This is a genomic window from Parabacteroides goldsteinii DSM 19448 = WAL 12034, from assembly GCF_000969835.1.
GTDB classification, from domain to species: domain Bacteria; phylum Bacteroidota; class Bacteroidia; order Bacteroidales; family Tannerellaceae; genus Parabacteroides; species Parabacteroides goldsteinii.
On record NZ_KQ033912.1, the window covers coordinates 1,150,941 to 1,167,329 of the forward strand.

At 42.4% G+C, this 16,389-nt stretch carries 9 protein-coding genes; all 9 read right to left on the reverse strand.

The features are described 5' to 3' along the window. Nucleotides 1-536: 536 nt before the first annotated feature. The 9 genes from HMPREF1535_RS04510 to ftcD all read right to left on the reverse strand — a co-directional run bounded on the left by HMPREF1535_RS04510 (nucleotide 537) and on the right by ftcD (nucleotide 16,388). A complete protein-coding gene (locus HMPREF1535_RS04510; RefSeq protein WP_046145415.1) occupies nucleotides 537-4,142 on the reverse strand; it encodes a glycoside hydrolase family 38 N-terminal domain-containing protein in 3,606 nt (1,201 codons plus the stop codon). A gap of 137 nt (nucleotides 4,143-4,279) precedes the next feature. Next, nucleotides 4,280-6,163 (reverse strand): RagB/SusD family nutrient uptake outer membrane protein, encoded by a 1,884-nt coding sequence (locus HMPREF1535_RS04515; protein WP_007655107.1) that lies wholly within the window; start codon nucleotides 6,161-6,163, stop codon nucleotides 4,280-4,282. Nucleotides 6,164-6,180: 17 nt separating this feature from the next. Then, nucleotides 6,181-9,711 (reverse strand): SusC/RagA family TonB-linked outer membrane protein, encoded by a 3,531-nt coding sequence (locus HMPREF1535_RS04520; RefSeq protein WP_046145416.1) that lies wholly within the window; start codon nucleotides 9,709-9,711, stop codon nucleotides 6,181-6,183. A gap of 55 nt (nucleotides 9,712-9,766) precedes the next feature. Then, complete coding sequence (locus HMPREF1535_RS04525; protein ID WP_046145417.1) at nucleotides 9,767-10,897, reverse strand: FecR family protein; 1,131 nt, start codon at nucleotides 10,895-10,897, stop codon at nucleotides 9,767-9,769. Between the two features lie 144 nt (nucleotides 10,898-11,041). Then, nucleotides 11,042-11,596, reverse strand: coding sequence for an RNA polymerase sigma-70 factor (locus tag HMPREF1535_RS04530; RefSeq protein ID WP_224263527.1), 555 nt, complete (start codon nucleotides 11,594-11,596; stop codon nucleotides 11,042-11,044). 474 nt (nucleotides 11,597-12,070) lie between these two features. Continuing rightward, nucleotides 12,071-13,561 (reverse strand): histidine ammonia-lyase, encoded by a 1,491-nt coding sequence (gene hutH, locus HMPREF1535_RS04535; protein WP_046145418.1) that lies wholly within the window; start codon nucleotides 13,559-13,561, stop codon nucleotides 12,071-12,073. 1 nt (nucleotide 13,562) lies between these two features. Continuing rightward, on the reverse strand, nucleotides 13,563-14,186 hold the full coding sequence (locus tag HMPREF1535_RS04540) for a cyclodeaminase/cyclohydrolase family protein (RefSeq protein WP_046146402.1): 624 nt from the start codon (nucleotides 14,184-14,186) through the stop codon (nucleotides 13,563-13,565). A 42-nt stretch (nucleotides 14,187-14,228) separates the two neighbouring features. After that, nucleotides 14,229-15,479, reverse strand: coding sequence for an imidazolonepropionase (gene hutI, locus HMPREF1535_RS04545; RefSeq protein WP_007655114.1), 1,251 nt, complete (start codon nucleotides 15,477-15,479; stop codon nucleotides 14,229-14,231). 3 nt (nucleotides 15,480-15,482) lie between these two features. After that, nucleotides 15,483-16,388 carry a glutamate formimidoyltransferase gene (ftcD, locus tag HMPREF1535_RS04550; RefSeq protein ID WP_046145419.1) on the reverse strand — a complete coding sequence of 302 codons (906 nt, stop codon included), beginning with the start codon at nucleotides 16,386-16,388 and terminating at the stop codon, nucleotides 15,483-15,485. Nucleotide 16,389 lies beyond the last annotated feature (1 nt).

Here is a 16,389-nt window from a genome sequence, read left to right on the forward strand (position 1 = left end):
ATCAAATACAACTGTTTTCTGAGTTAAATTGAATATAGCATGAATCCGTTTGTTAGTTGGCTCCACCTCTCTATGTTATTGCATGCTATTGCTTTCAGCTTTCAGTCAGCTACGAATGGAGTGTTTTTCAAAGTATCCGGCTGAAGGGATGAAACTGTGAAAAAATGTATACGAAAATTCAAGGTAAAATAACGACTGGCAAAACATAGGACTTTTGTCTTCAAAACATATATGTTTCGTTATCAAAAGTCCTGACTTAACATTTCGAAACACCTATGCTTTACCAGCGGACTACTATCCGTAGATAAATGGATAACTATTGGTAGACGAACGAATAACCAGCCATCGGCATTTTAAAAGCCTAAACATACAACCCTTCATTTCAGTTCTTTATTTTTCAAGGCTGCCATGCGAATGAAACCTGAAAGGAGAAGTGTACAAACTTTTTCGGAGAGCAAAAAAAGCGTCTGAATCAGAATAAAATCCGATTCAGACGCTTTAGTTTAATAAATTAATATGTTTTGTCAGACAATCCGTCAATAAACCTCCAACTCATAAATACGGGCGTCACGACTACCTGTATCCTGCGACGGCTGGGCGATCAACAAACGGATATAACGGACTGATTCCGGTTTTGTAAGCAAACCGGTTACTTCATTCTTACGGTTGTCATCCAGGCGTCCTAATGTTTTCCATTCTTCCGACAAACTGTTCTTTCCCTGGAGGAAACAAGTACGGGTCACATAAGAATGGCTTTCCTGTCCGGCATTCACCAGCTTCCAACCGCTGACATTTTTTGTTTCACCCAGATCGAAGTCTGCATAATTAGGCACGCCGGTAATATCACACCATTTCGTCTGCGTATCACCGTCGATCATGCATTCGGGAGATTCTTCCTCATTGACGAAACCGGAACAGGCAATCACTTTCGCCCCTTTCATCAGATTGACTTTCGGAGCATTTGCCTTATCGCCCTGCTGAGGTTTCAATGCCGTACGGAATAACCCGGAGGCAGGAGTCACCTGCGGATTCTCTTCTTTCACCACCGTTGCCGCAAATAGCACGATATCTTTATTATCCGGTAAAACCAGTTGGGTCGCCCCTTTGGGAATATCCATACCAAATTTAAACATATAGGTATATTCGTATGCTTCGTCTCCTTCCGGAGCATGGCGGTGAGTTCCGACATAAGCGATTTCTGCCTCTTTCAGGAAACCTTCCGTATGCCCCAGATGTCCCCATTGACCGATAAAGCCGGTATATTCGGGAACTGTTATCGCATGTTCCGTTTTTCCCAGTCTGAAAGTTCCTTCGCTATCACCTTCCCTCGATGCAGCCAGGAAGTAAATGCGGTTATAGCTGTCACCTGCCGGTAGTTCTATCGTGTCTCCTTTACAAGTCAAACCGTTTACAGCCTCTTTTTCACCCAACCTGAAAGGAATGGAGCTGACAACGATCGAATCAGGAAGTAATTCTGCGGCATAAGAGTAACCGGAAGCAAAATCGGCTTCACGACGGAATTCATTCCAACTGACACATTTCTTGTTATAATTCAAAGGCAGACTCGCATATTGCAGTTTGTCGACCGAAACATCCGATGGTTTGAGCTTAACCTTGAACGTCTTCACCGAATTGGGTTTAACAGATACCTGTAACTTATTACCAGTGAAACTAGCTTTACCAATCGTCTTCTCCGTTCCGTCCGCTTCGCTTGCACTGACAATGGCATCGGCAAAAGAAATTTCGGCAATCTGTTCCTTTACTCCACCGGTTTCATAGACACGAACCACCAATTCGTCGGATACCTGGGCTTTCTTTAATGTCTTGATAACGACACTTGTGTTATCCGAATTGACAAAAGAGAAAGATTTACCCAGACGACCGGCATGTTTGTTGGCGGCAAATGCCATGATCGGTTGGTTCAACTTATCGGCACAGACACCTGTTTGTGCTTTCCCGAATCCTCCCGAATGAGGCAACAGACTATAAGTAAATGTATGATAACCGAAGTCCTGACGATCCTGATAAGCATAACCGCCTTTGGTTTCCGGCGTATGAAGCAAAGTCAACCGGATTGTATGATCATTCGGTTTATCCCAACCGTACTTACTGTCATTCAGGACAGATACACCATAGGAACCGTTTGCATCCGTCAAGTCTGCCCAATACTGTGCATATACTTCATAGGCTGTTTGCGTATTATTTCCTCTTTTAACACTTCCGATACCCAAGTCATAGGTTGCTTCGGGATTTGAGACACTCAACGGGAACTCAGCTTTCAGCAGAGCATTGGTCGACTGCCAGTCTATTTCATTGTAGAAATCAATACGGTCGGCACGGCTACCTTCATACAAACGGATATATTGTTTGAATACGGACTGTCCATGACGTTTCTCTATACAAAGGGATTTCCTCAACTCTCCGTTCTCGATCTGAGAGATCTTTACATCTTCGGTAATAGAGACTGGTTCTTTGTCTATCGTCTCTTTCATAATCTCCCAGGCAGGCCAGTTATACGATTTGTTTTCTGTAAAAAGAGCCAGACGGATCGCTTTACCTTCCTTCACCAGTTCTTTATTGTTCTTTTTATCGAGAAGAGAGACGATATCTCCTTTTCCGTCCAGACGGATCTTATACATGGAGTTTTCCAATGCGTTCGCTTCAACTGAAACCATACGGGTTACCGAACCTCCTTCACGAACATCATAAACGGCATAACCACTTGCCGGAACGGAAGCTGCGATCAACAAGCGGACTTTCCCATTATCATAAGAAAGCATCTGGGCCGCAACTTTCTTTCCTTTATCGTCATAAACGGTAAATCCTTTCGGTGACTTCGGCATATCCAGCACAACTTCCGCCAGGTCGGTTACCGGAAAAGAATGGGCATTGTAAAGTATAACCGGAATACCTTTTACACGAGTATCCAACTGACCGGCAACCGCACTCACAGAAGAAGTCAGTACACCGGCAAACTGTTTGAGAGAGATTAGTTCGTCGTTCCATGAAAATTCATAGGCTCGGGGAATACTTGTACCCGTCAGGTCGTCATGAAACTGGTGAACGATAAAGCGTTTCCAGGCATCAGTCAATGTATTCAACGGATAAGCGGCAGTTCCCAACCAATCTGCGGCAACGGCAGCATTCTCGGCGGCATTTGCCAGTACTTCGTTCTGACGGTTATACAATTTCATGGCAGCTTCCGAGGTATAGCAACCCGTACCGTGCACGTCCATCAACAATTCGCCGTCAAAAACCGGCAGTTCAGGATGTTTGTCATAAGGCATAAAGTCCTTGAACATTTGGTCGCTGGTGGCGCTGATCACTTCCACCGGGCCATCGCCTTTAATACCTTTTTCAACAGAACGGACAGAGGCGAGATTTGGTGAACCGCCCGTATCTCCTGTTCCATAATAACGATAGACGATATTGAAGGGATTACGTTTGCTGAGTTCCAGCAAATAGTTACTTTCGGACAGATCTTCATCTTTCCATCTTCTGCCATAATCATAACCATGAGCCAGCATGATGGAAGCACCGTCCACTCCCTTCCACAAACCGATCATGAAAGGATGTTTGCTTTTTCCGTAAAAGGGATGGTTACGCCAGTCTAGTTTCTGGGAGGAGAAACCGATCAGACCGCAATGGGCAGCGATCGTCGGCAATGTCCAGCCAAAACCAAAACAATCTGGCAGGAAGATATCCGTGCTCTCCACTCCGAACTCTTTCCGGTAATACTCTTGTCCGAGCAGAATGTTGCGGATAAACGACTCGGTAGAAGGCACCAGCACATCCGTTGCATCCCAGCTACTGCCGGAGATATGCCAGCGGCCGTTCCTGATATACTCTTTCATTTCTTCATACTGCGCCGGATAATATTCCTTCATCCAGGCATATTTCACACCACCTTCGAAGTTGAACACATAGTCGGGATAGCGTTTCAGCAGAAACAGATTCTGACTGAGCGTATTCCAAACATACTCTTTGATCGTTGTCTGGATATCCCAGTTCCATTGGGTATCCAGATGAGCGTCGGCTACCATATAGGCCTTCGCCTTTTTGTCTTGTTTGTCGGTTTGGGCAAACGAGGCATTCCCGCCCGATAGGATTGCGAGCGAAAGGATTGCTACTGATAATTTCATTTGTCTAAAAAATTAAGTTTACAAATGTATAATGAATTATTTAACTTCAACGGATCTATTGATAAAAAAAGCCTGCCGCTCAATTGAAACAGCAGGCTTTTCATCAAATTAAAAACACAAAGGAGTTCCGGCTTATCTTACCAGCCGGGGTTCTGTACCAGGGAAGGACAACGCTTCAGTTCTTCCTGTAAAATCGGCCATAAATACGATTTGGGAGCACTAAACACACGGTTATCTTCTACAACAAAACGCTCCATACGATATTTTTTTCCATTAACCTCTATTTTTCCATTAGGATCTTCTACCGGTTTCATCCCATGAGACTGACGCTGATCTTTCGGATATGGCCATTCCGAAGCTTTTACATTGGAGGTCGTGTTATAATCTCCAGGTTGGAGATAAAGACGGGCAACCCAATAACGATTATTTTCATAAAATAACTCTACGCGACGTTCACGTTGAATATATTCTTCCATCAATTCTTTATCCGATTTTGCAGCCGGTGGCATTGGCGCCATAAAAGAACGGTCACGAACCTTGTTAATCAAATTATAAATTTCATCATTAGGACCTGTCAGATTATTAACGGCCTCACAATAGATATAAATGAATTCCGGTAAGCGCCAAATAGCCGGTCCGTTAATAGTATGGCCACCATGACCACGATCCCAACCATCTTTATAGAACTTTCTCAAATAATACCCCGTATGAGAAGCCTGATCCAAATAACTCCCCCCGACCGCATCATTACCTTCAGCTGTATTCAACTGGTTACCTCCATACCAGGAACCATGATAACGAATATCACGATACAAACGAGGATCACGTTGAATGCCCTCATAAGGATTGCCATCATCGTATCCATCTTTTTCTGCATGATTGCAATAGATAGGATAACCATATCCATCCGGAGCAATATATTCATATTCATCAACCTGTTCCTGCAAAGGTCGTTGACGGGCATGACCTCCTTGTGACGGAGGCAATACGTCGCCGGACCAGCCCGTATCTTTATCTCTTGTTACGAACCAAACCCATTCATCCTGGATAGCATTCATATCATACATCATCTGCCACAAACGTTGCTGGACTTTTTTATTATTCGTATCAGTTTTACCATCAACATCTCTGAAGTCATCCTTTGTATAGGTTTCGTATAATTTATAACGTAAAGAGCCGTCCTCTTTTGTGCATTCCAATACAGCCTTAGCTGCATCTCTTGCCAATTCCCAACGTTTCTGGTCATAACCGTATTCGGACTTGAAGATACGATTATCATTCGGTAAATTACCACCATTCCAAAGAGGTGTAGCTGCAAGCCAACGAGCCATAGCTTTCAAGCCCAAACATGCTCCTTTATCGACACGACCGAAGTATTGTCCTCCATTCCAGCTATCAACACGATTATAAGCCGAATCAGCATCTGCACAGATTTTTTCAACCATCGAATGGAACGATTCTTTCTCAAAAGTCATATCATCCCCCGGATTTATTACACGATTGACATAAACAGCTTCACCATAAGAACGGATCAAAAGTAAATGCAAATAACCTCTCAAAAAATAAACTTCACCAATACGCCTTTTTAAATCTCCCGTTCGTCCATCCTGCGGATTATCCGGTGTATTGTATTTTGCAATACCTTCCAATATTATATTAGAAGAGCGAATAGTAGAATACAAATCATCCCAGTATTGTCCTGCGCTACTGCCAGAGGGCATTCCTTGAGAAGGACCATAATTACCTGTATGAAATTGATGTGGAATTGCCCCTTCATGGCTACTTGCACTACATTCATCCGAAATACTCGACAAACCGAAATGATTAAAGTAAATCAATGGATGCTGTGCATATTTTGCATGTGCATATAAGTCGGTAACCAATGACTCGACTTTATCATAACGTGTGAAAACTTGCTGTTCTGTCGTTTTGTCATCCGGAGTACGGTCTAAATAATCATCACAGGATGTCACACATAATAATCCTACAACCAAGCCGGCTAATATATATAATTTCTTCATTGTCGTTTGTTATTAAATTAATAAGTAATATCAACACCAAAATTGAATATGCGCTGGATAGGATACCAAGCACCGTTTCCATTATTTGTTTCAGGATCAACATCCACATGATCCAACCCATCAAAAGTAAGCAGGTTCATGCCTTGTACATAAAAACGAACATTCTGCAACCCGGCAAAGCGAATAGCACTTTTGGGTAAAGTATATCCAATCTCAACATTCTTCAAACGCAAATAAGAAGCATTATATAAGAATAAGCTACTGTTCTCATTCTTATTATTGTCATTCTTTCCAATTGTCAAACGAGGATAAGTTGCAAAATCTTTGCTTTCTTCAGTCCACCGGTTCATGTGCATCGGTTTTACCTTACCAATCTGGTCATTATCATACTGTGGGAAATCCCATACACCTGCACCGTTCAACAAAATGCTTGAGTTGGCAGCTCCCTGAAATAACAGACTCAAGTCAAAACCTTTATACTGGAGACCAAGAGGAATACCAAATTGAATTTCCGGTGTACGAGGATTTCCCATCGCACGACGGTCATGTTCGTCATCTATTTTTCCGTCTCCATTCAAATCTTTATAAACTACATCACCTGGATATAACGTTCCCCAAGGTTGGAAACCTTCCCCGTTATTCATAGAGTTCAAACGATCAGCTTCCGCCTGGTCATACACGAAATGGTCTACTTCATAAACAAAATATTCATCAATACGTTTTCCGGTATTTGCACGCCAGTCATTATCATACGATACTTCATTCATGAATTTGATCTTATTTCGTGCAAATGTGAAATTTGGCTTGATATAATAACGGAAATCATCTCCTATACTACCATTCCAGCCGATCTCAAAGTCTATACCTCTATTATCCACAATACCTGAGTTAACAAATGGTGCATCCTTTCCGACTATTCCTGGATATCCCAATTTTCCGGAATTACTTAAGTTAGTTATAATATCAAAACGATGTTCATAAAAATAATCAGCTGAGAAAGTCAGACGTTCATTAAAGAAAGAAGCGTCAATACCGATATTCAACTTACGTGCTTTTTCCCAAGTTAAATTCGGATTCGCAAAATTCCCCTCTTTCAACCCGTTGTATCCATTTCCAAATTCATTCACACCATACGAATAACCGTCTCCTCCCTGAAAAAATTGCAAATAAGCAAAACGGTCATCATTATTATCAGAAATTTTATCACTACCAACTAAACCATAAGAAGCTCTCAATTTAAGATTGCTCAACCATTTATCGGTTCCCTTCATAAATTTTTCCCGGGAAATAACCCATCCGATAGATCCGGCAGGAAATGTTCCGTATCGTTTACCCGGTGCAAAGTTTTCAGAACCGTTATATCCAATATTGAACTCTGCCAAATATTTATTCTGAAAAGCGTATGTCGCTCTTGCTGTCAGCCCCTGATAACGATAAGCAACACGATTGTCATAACTCCGGTTTGAACGATTTAACAAAACCATAGCCGTAACATCATGATCATTAAATGTACGTGCGTAATCTAGCTTTAACTGATAATAAGTCTTACTTTCAGCTGCATTATGGCTAAATGTATTCTCTATTGTCTCATCTTTGTCATACCAGGGATTTCCTAATATATATTTACCCGTATAATTCGGATTATTCATATAAAATGAACCGTAACTACCTTCTGCTGGCTGGAATGTAGCATATTTAGTAAACTCCATATAACCATCTTTATTGACACCTAGTTTCCGATTGACCCAGTTACCTTCAGAGGCATCATAAGAGAAAACTCCTTCAATTTTCAATCCTTTTGTTATAAAATCAAGTTTATGTCCGATTGCAAATGATCCGTTCAGATAAGTTTTCTTCTCAATCAGATATCCGGTTCTTGATAACTCTCCTAAAATATTTTTACGATGCCTATAATCCCCATACAACATGCCGTATGGATTATTCAATACATAATCTTCATTATCAGGATTATCATTTTCAGGTACTGTTATCGGCAAATAAGGAGGCAACGTATTACATAAACTAACAACTGTAGATGCTGTTGTTCCCGGAGCATGACGATCCGTAATACGAGCGCCTAAATCTACCCGCACATAAAAATCTTTTGTAATATCGACATCGACATTTGCACGGAAGTTATAACGCTTAAACCTAGCCTGAGTATCGTGTTCCGTCAAATCTGTATGCTCATAGTTTCCATCCTGAGAATAATAATTAGCCATCACATAATAACGCGCACGCTCAGAACCTCCTCGGATAGACAAACTATAATCCTGTTGAATTCCCGGTTTAAACGCATAATCAAAATAGTCCCAGTTATAGCCTAAACCGTCGGAATTATCTCCTTTAGCCATTCTGTAATTGTTAATAGCATCCTGCGTAAACAACTCAAGTTTTGAAGGATCTGTTCCGGGATTACTATTTATCATAGCTTCATTATATAAGGTTGCATAATCCGCAGATCCTAAATAAGTAGGAAATTTAACCGGAGCATTTGTCCCTACCGATGCCTTAAAATTCACACTAGGCTTTTCAGAAGCTTTACCACGTTTAGTCGTAACAATGATAACACCGTTAGCACCACGAACACCATAAGGAGCAGTTGCAGAAGCATCCTTCAAAATTGTAAAAGTCTCGATTTCTTCAGGAGCCAGATAACTCATGTCGCGTTCAACACCATCTACAATGACAATCGGAGATTTGTCTCCATATGTACCCATACCACGGATACGTATCTCTGCTCCATCCACACCTGGTTCACCACCACCAAACTGATTAGCCATCAAACCAGGCATTCTACCCGCCAGGGCATTATTCAGGTTTGCGGTCGGGCTTTGCTTTAAATCTTTGGTAGTTATGGTCGATATAGACCCAGTAATTGTTGCTTTTTTCTGAGTAGTATAACCTATGACAACAACTTCTTCCAAAGCTTTAGTATCTTCCACCAGTGTAATTTTTAGAGTATTTCGTCCATTTATCTGTACCTCCTGAGGTTGATAACCGATATAAGAAAAAATCAAACTAGCTCCTGAATAAGGGGCAGTAATTTCAAAATTACCATCCATGTCAGATATAACACCTGTCATAGTTCCTTTTACCATAATATTTACACCAGCCAAAGGACCTGTAACATCAGAAACACTACCTTTTACCTTAAAACCTTCTTGAGCGACTACAGTGACTGCCGGTTGTACTTTCTCCACAGGGTACAATATAACCTGCCCATTTTCCACTTTATACGAGCAATTCTGATTAAGAAGCAAAATATGTAAAGCATCTTCCAATGAAATTTTTTTGGAATTAAGATTTACAACCGCCTCATCATTCAACACATTGTTCGAATAAATAATACTCACTCCCGCTTGTTCCTGAAGTTGTTCCAGAGCATCCTTCAATGTAGTATTATTGAAGGATAAACTCACCTGTGACTTTAATACATTGGCATACATTGTCAATGAAACACAACTACACAAACCTACAACCAGGAACCTTCTCCAGGATGCTCGTCCGCATAGACCAGCTTTACTAGTGCTTGTCTTCTTTCTCATAATGATAGATTCTTTTTGTTAAACAATAATTTTTTAATTACATAGGCTTTCATAATCATTTCTCTTTTATTTGGTATAACTTTTGTTTTTGAGAATTATAACCCGGAATAAGAATCCTCATCAGAACATTCATTGTCTCTTCCGGCGTACTTTTCAAATCCAGATTACCCGATATTTGATATTTGAGGTATTTAGAATCAAGAATTTCTATTTTTATATTATAAGATTTCTCTAACCGATGGATTACTTTATCCAAAGGCTCACGATTAAATCTGAGCCTCCCCTCAATCCAGGAGATGTAATCCCTGGCATCTACTGTTTTCAGTTCATCCTGTCCGGAATCCGGATCATAACCATAATATTGGTTCGGGATAAGTTCTATTTTGCCGGTATTACTTTCCAAACCGATTTTACCAGTCACCAATACCGCTTCAAACAGGCTTTGCCTTTTATCGACCGATACATTAAACTTCGTCCCCAATACTTCCACTGCTTTATAAGCCGTTTGCACAACAAATTTCCGCCGTGCTTCTTTCGATACTTCAAAATAGGCCTCACCATCCAGGTAAACTTCACGTTTATCTTTGGCAAACACAGCCGGATAGACTAATGACGAACCAGAATTGAGATACACTTTGGAACCATCAGCCAGAATCAAAGTGGAACGCTTCCCGTAAGGAACACGGATCGTATTCAAATGATCAAGATTCTCCCTCCCCCCGGGAACAGCCACTGTATCATTAATCAGGATTTGTCCTTTTTTATCATACGTAACAACAATCGAAGTATCAGACAATTCTATCTCCTTATCATTGTTGACAGTCAGAGTAATCTCTTTTTTTTCTTCAATTCCGGCCAGGACTTTTTCATATTCTCTGAGATTTCTTTCATTCAAAGGGGAGAAAATAAATAACAGGACAGCCACAGCAGCACAAACAACCGCAGCGGCATAAGGTAATAGCCGATACCGTTTGCGGCTTATTTCTTTCATTATCTTCCGGACATCTTCCGGGTTTACTTTTTCTGTACGGTCTGAATGATCAATTCCAATAGAAGCATGTACAGCCTGCATTTGACAGAAAACAGCCTTGTTCTCTTCAGTTGCCTCAATCCACCGCAGAACTTCACGCGCTTCTTCTATTGTGCATTCTCTTTCTATAAATCGTATAACTAAATCGTTGTTCATAATCTATCTTTTGATACCAGACAGAGGAGGAACAACTTTTTTTAAATTTACCCTAGTAGAAAATGGAGATTTTTTTCACTTTTTGGTAAGTTTTTTCATAGCCACACCATAAAGCTTTGATAATCAACCACACAAACAATACAATTATTTTTTCAATCCTATATACAAAATCAAAAAAATAATAGGAATGAGATATTCTTTGGACAGATCATCTCTCAAATGACTCAGGGCCTTGTTGATATGAAACTCGACAGCTTTAACCGTTATACACTGACTTTCGGCTATCTCTTTGTTTTTGAAACCGTCATAACGGCTCATCATAAAAATATCTCTTGTACGTGCAGATAATTTCGATAATGAAGCTTCTATAGCCGATGCCAACTCTTTTGTCATCAGTATTTCCAACGAATCATTTTCCAAAACGTAAACATTACTTCTTTGATAAATAGCAAACTCATTTAAATCATTAATCTCGACCTGCTCCAATTGTAAACCTTTCAAATAATTAAAACATTTATTCCGGCATATCACCATTAAATAAGTTATCAGACAGGTCTCTTTGTCCAATTTTTCCCGTTGTTTCCACAAAACAAGGAAAGTATCCTGCACAATCTCTTTGGCCACCTCTCTATCCAATACATAAATCTGGGCGAACTTATGTAAACGGGGCCAATAAGATTCTACAATACTTTTAAACATTTGCTCATTACTATTTCTTAATTGCCGTATGCTTATATCCATCAGAAAGCGTCTACTTAGAATTCTATTACACAATCAAAGCCAAAAATATAAATACAAACCTCTGTAACAGTGGATTTTCTTTATATGAAAATATTGAATGACTAGAAAAAACGATCGTTTTTTCTAGTCACGATTTTAGCTGTTTTTGAGTAAAAGAAGACACCTGATTTATGAGCGTATTTCTAAGTATAAAATGCAATGAATCAGTCGTTTTTTCTTTTTATAAACATCTATAAATAAAAAAATGTGAGTACCTTCGCGGTGACTAAAAAAAACGATCGTTTTTTTTAGTCAGTTAAATTCTCATAAAAAATTAGAGCCGAAGCTTTATATTCAAAAGCTTCGGCTCTACAATCAGGCCATATCCACACGGATAATTCAGAAACAAAGGTCTCTCAAAACATATAGCTGAACTATCTACGATCAGCGTAACTACAACGGATACCTCCGAAGGAAAGCCACCGTACGATGGATCTCCGTGTACATTACAATATCATCCTCTATGAAAGGGACCTCCTTCCGGAAGTCTCTCAGGAATTTTTCAAGGACAGGTGAAGTCCTGGCCGGACGGCGGAACTCCATTCCTTGTGCCGCATTCATTAATTCAATCGCCAGGATATGATCGAGATTATCCATTACCTTGAATAGTTTGGTTGCAGCATTGGCTCCCATGCTGACATGATCTTCCTGACCATTGCTGGATACGATCGAATCGCTGCTGGCGGCATAACAATACATCTTATTCTGGCTGACCATGCTTGCAGCAGCATATTGCGGGATCATAAAACCAGAGTTTAGTCCGGGATTGGCTACAAGAAATTCCGGTAAACCGCGAAGTCCCATGATCAATTGGGCGACACGGCGTTCGGATATATTTCCTAATTCAGCCAAAGCGATGGCCAGAAAGTCGAAAGAAATGGCCAATGGCTGACCATGGAAATTACCACCCGAAATAATCTTGTCTTCTTCCGGGAAGATGGTCGGATTATCCGTCACCGAATTAATTTCCGTGAGCAATACGCCGGAAACGTAATTGATCGCATCTTTTGTCGCTCCGTGAACCTGCGGGATGCAACGGAAAGAATAAGGGTCCTGCACATGTTCCTTTTTCCTGTTGATCAGTTCGCTTCCCTCCAACAACTGGCGGAAAGCTGCTCCCGTTTCAATCTGTCCCGGATGAGGACGCATCTGCTGGATACAATCCATAAAAGGATCGATACGACCGTCGAAGGCTTCCAAAGACAAGGCCGCTATCGTATCCGCCTTTTGGGAAAGACGAAAAGCACGCATCAGGGCAAAAACGCCATTTGCACTCATAAACTGTGTTCCGTTCAGTAAAGCCAGTCCCTCTTTACTTTTCAGGCGTACGGGCTTCCAGGCAAACTCATCCAATACGCTGATCGCTTCGCGCTTCTTTCCTTTATAATAGACATCTCCCACTCCGATCAGCGGCAGGAAGAGATTCGCCAACGGAGCCAGATCGCCGGAAGCTCCCAGGGACCCCCGGTCATAAACGATCGGCAGGACATCATTATTGAAGAAATCGAGGATACGTTGTACGGTAATAACCTGTACACCGCTATGGCCCAAAGACAAAGCGTGTGCTTTCAGCAGCATCATCAACCGGACAATGACGGGACTCACCTCGTCACCGACACTACAGGCATGACTTTTCACCAGGTTTTCCTGTAAGGTACTCAGTTCGTCGGGCGAGATATTTTTATTGCATAACGAGCCGAAGCCGGTTGTAATGCCATAAAGCGGACCATCCTGTTGTTCGATTTTCCGGTCCAGGTAGTCGCGGCAACGCTGGATGCGTTCGCGCACTTCCTGGCTTAACTCGAGCTTCATGTTCTGAGTCAGGATCAACTCAATGCTATCGAATGTCAGCGGTTCAGAACCTACATAATAGACATTGCTCATGTTATACTATTGTTTTAACCCAATCCAGTAACTTCGTTTCAATACGGATCGCTTCCGATTCCAGATGGTCGGCTTTCACTTTCATCTGCTTCACAAAAGCTTCGTCTTTGATGGAAGCCAGGTTGATACGTACGTTCAGCAGAGCTCCCAAGACACAGGTACGGGCAGTCATCATGGCAACACAAGCATCGGTAACGGCATTCCGGTTTCCTTTATGTGCCACATAAATGACGGTTTCCATCACAGACGCGATCTCTTCGGCAACCTGCATAGGAACAATAGCCGCCTCTTTCGTGGCATCTTCAATGGCCCGGGCACGTTCGGCGATCTGCTCTTCCGTTTCTTTAGGAAGTTTAAAGGCGGCAAACACACGATCGTAGGCTTCACTGTCACGGTCGATGTCGCGGATCAGGCGCTCACGGATCAGGGCCGCTTCCGTAGCGATCGTTTTCATCTGCCCTTCCACATCGGCATACTTCTTTTTCCCGATGGTCAGGTTGGCGACCATCTCTGTCAATGCAGTAGCGATAGCACCGTTTAAGGCTGAAATACTTCCGCCGCCCGGAACCGGTGCGTTACTGGCTGTTTCCGCCAGAAATTCTTTAATTGTCAAGTCTACAAGCATGGTATTTATATTTAAGGTATTAAACAATGAATAAACTGTTTCTCAAATCATATAAATGATTCCGTCCTTAATCACCGTATCCACGATATTCATTCCCACATTATAAGGAAGGAATTTATAGGACGGATATTTCAGCAGGATCAGGTCGGCCTTCTTTCCAACATCTATGCTGCCGATCTTATTGGCACGCCCCAAAGCCGCAGCTCCGTTAATCGTCAAAGCGGTAACCGCTTCTTCCGGAGTCAGTTTCATCTGGATACACGCCAAAGCGAAAAGCATCGGGATAGAACAGGAAAAACAACTGCCGGGATTATAATCGGTAGCCAGCGCAACTGCACAACCGGCGTCAATCATCTCACGACCACGGGCATAAGGTTCGTTCAACGAAAAGGCCGTGAGCGGAAGCAAGGTGGCAATCACCCCGCTGCGTGCCAACCGTTGAATGCCTTCATCCGAAGCGTGCAGCAAATGGTCGGCACTGACAACCTTCAGACGGGCCGCCAGTTCCGTACCTCCAATAGATACGATCTCATCGGCATGCATCTTCAACTTAAACCGCTGGCTTCGGGCGGCACGTAACAAACGTTCACTCTGTTTTACCGAGAATACTCCCTGTTCACAAAAAACATCACAGAAAGTAACCGTTCTCTCCAGGCGAAGTTCCGGCAGGACCTGTTCGATCATATAAGTAATATAATCATCCGTCTGGTGGGTATATTCAGGGGGAACGGCATGAGCTCCCAAATAAGTGGACACGACATCGACCGGATGTTCCTCGTTGAGGTCTGCCATTACACGCAACTGCATCAGTTCGGTTTCGAAATCAAGACCATATCCACTCTTCCCTTCCACCGTCGTTACGCCCATGTCCAACATTTCGTCGAGCCGTTCATAACCGATACTCCACAGTTGCTCGAAATCACGTTCACGGGTGGCATTGACCGTATTGACTATACCGCCGCCACGCTCCATGATCGACATATAGCTGTCGCCTTTCAACCGCCAGGAAAACTCTTCTTCACGATAACCACCGAAAATAAAATGGGTATGACTATCCACAAACCCGGGAAGCAATGCCCTTCCACTGGCATCGATTTCCAGGTATTCGTCCGGATCTACCTGACGTACTATTTCTTTTGTCGGACCGACATGCGTTATAACACCTTCGGAAACAACCACTGCTCCATCTTCTATAATATGGAGATCAGACATTGCCGTCCCTCTTTTTGCTTCAAAACCGGAACAGGTTACAACTTGCGATGCGTTCCTTATCAGTAATTTATCTCCTTTCATGTTTTATTCCATTATTCTAGCTTCTAACACCTGGTTCATGGAAAAGTTTTCCAACCCTAAATAGAAAGAAGCTGTATCAATCAATGTTTCCATCGGAACCAATCCGATAATCTCACTACCTACAACCGCAACACCATAACGGCGAGCCTCTATCTTCACCAGTTCAAAAGCGCGGTACAAGGCCGTACGAGTATAGTCGGTCATATTAATCGAGACCTGCACGATACCCCGTTCTTTCAGTTCGACTCCCATTGCTTTACAATAACGAAGACCGCCGCCGATAAAACGGATCTTACGGGCAATATCGCTGGCAATATTCAGATCGGCCGTACCCAGATTGACATTATAAGCAACAAGCGGCATGCGGGCACCAACGGCAACCGTACCGGCTGTCGGATGGCGCTCCGACGGTCCGAAATCCGGCTGCCATTCTGCAAGTTTAATCTTCTCAGCCATCCCTTCGAACTCACCTTTCCTGACTGCTGCCAGATTCTCCCGGTGAGGGGCGGTTGCCGACTTCTCATATAAAAACACAGGGACCTGGTATAAGGTTGCAATCTGTTCACCAACTTCTTTGGATAAAGCAATCGCTTCATCCATTGTACATCCTTTGATCGGGATGAACGGGATCACATCGACAGCTCCCATCCGCGGATGTTGTCCGCTATGCCGGTTCAGGTCTATCAAAGCGACTGCCTGTCCTACAGCCTCCAACAGGGCGGCTTTCAACGCCTCAGGTTCACCGACTACAGTAACGACCAGGCGGTTATGATCTTCATCATTGCTATAATCCAACAGTTTTACTCCTTGCCTGGCTCTGAACGGCTCAATAATCTTTTCTATCTTCCCTAAGTCCCTACCTTCACTAAAATTGGGGACACACTCCATAATTTTATTCCAACTACTCATA

Bases quoted from the DNA above. Each gene is read 5' to 3' on its own strand.
- hutI (WP_007655114.1), bottom strand. From the start codon at position 15,479: ATGAAAGGAGATAAATTACTGATAAGGAACGCATCGCAAGTTGTAACC.
- HMPREF1535_RS04530 (WP_224263527.1), bottom strand. From the start codon at position 11,596: ATGTTTAAAAGTATTGTAGAATCTTATTGGCCCCGTTTACATAAGTTC.
- HMPREF1535_RS04540 (WP_046146402.1), bottom strand. From the start codon at position 14,186: ATGCTTGTAGACTTGACAATTAAAGAATTTCTGGCGGAAACAGCCAGT.
- ftcD (WP_046145419.1), bottom strand. From the start codon at position 16,388: ATGAGTAGTTGGAATAAAATTATGGAGTGTGTCCCCAATTTTAGTGAA.
- hutH (WP_046145418.1), bottom strand. From the start codon at position 13,561: ATGAGCAATGTCTATTATGTAGGTTCTGAACCGCTGACATTCGATAGC.
- HMPREF1535_RS04515 (WP_007655107.1), bottom strand. From the start codon at position 6,163: ATGAAGAAATTATATATATTAGCCGGCTTGGTTGTAGGATTATTATGT.
- HMPREF1535_RS04525 (WP_046145417.1), bottom strand. From the start codon at position 10,897: ATGAACAACGATTTAGTTATACGATTTATAGAAAGAGAATGCACAATA.
- HMPREF1535_RS04510 (WP_046145415.1), bottom strand. From the start codon at position 4,142: ATGAAATTATCAGTAGCAATCCTTTCGCTCGCAATCCTATCGGGCGGG.
- HMPREF1535_RS04520 (WP_046145416.1), bottom strand. From the start codon at position 9,711: ATGAGAAAGAAGACAAGCACTAGTAAAGCTGGTCTATGCGGACGAGCA.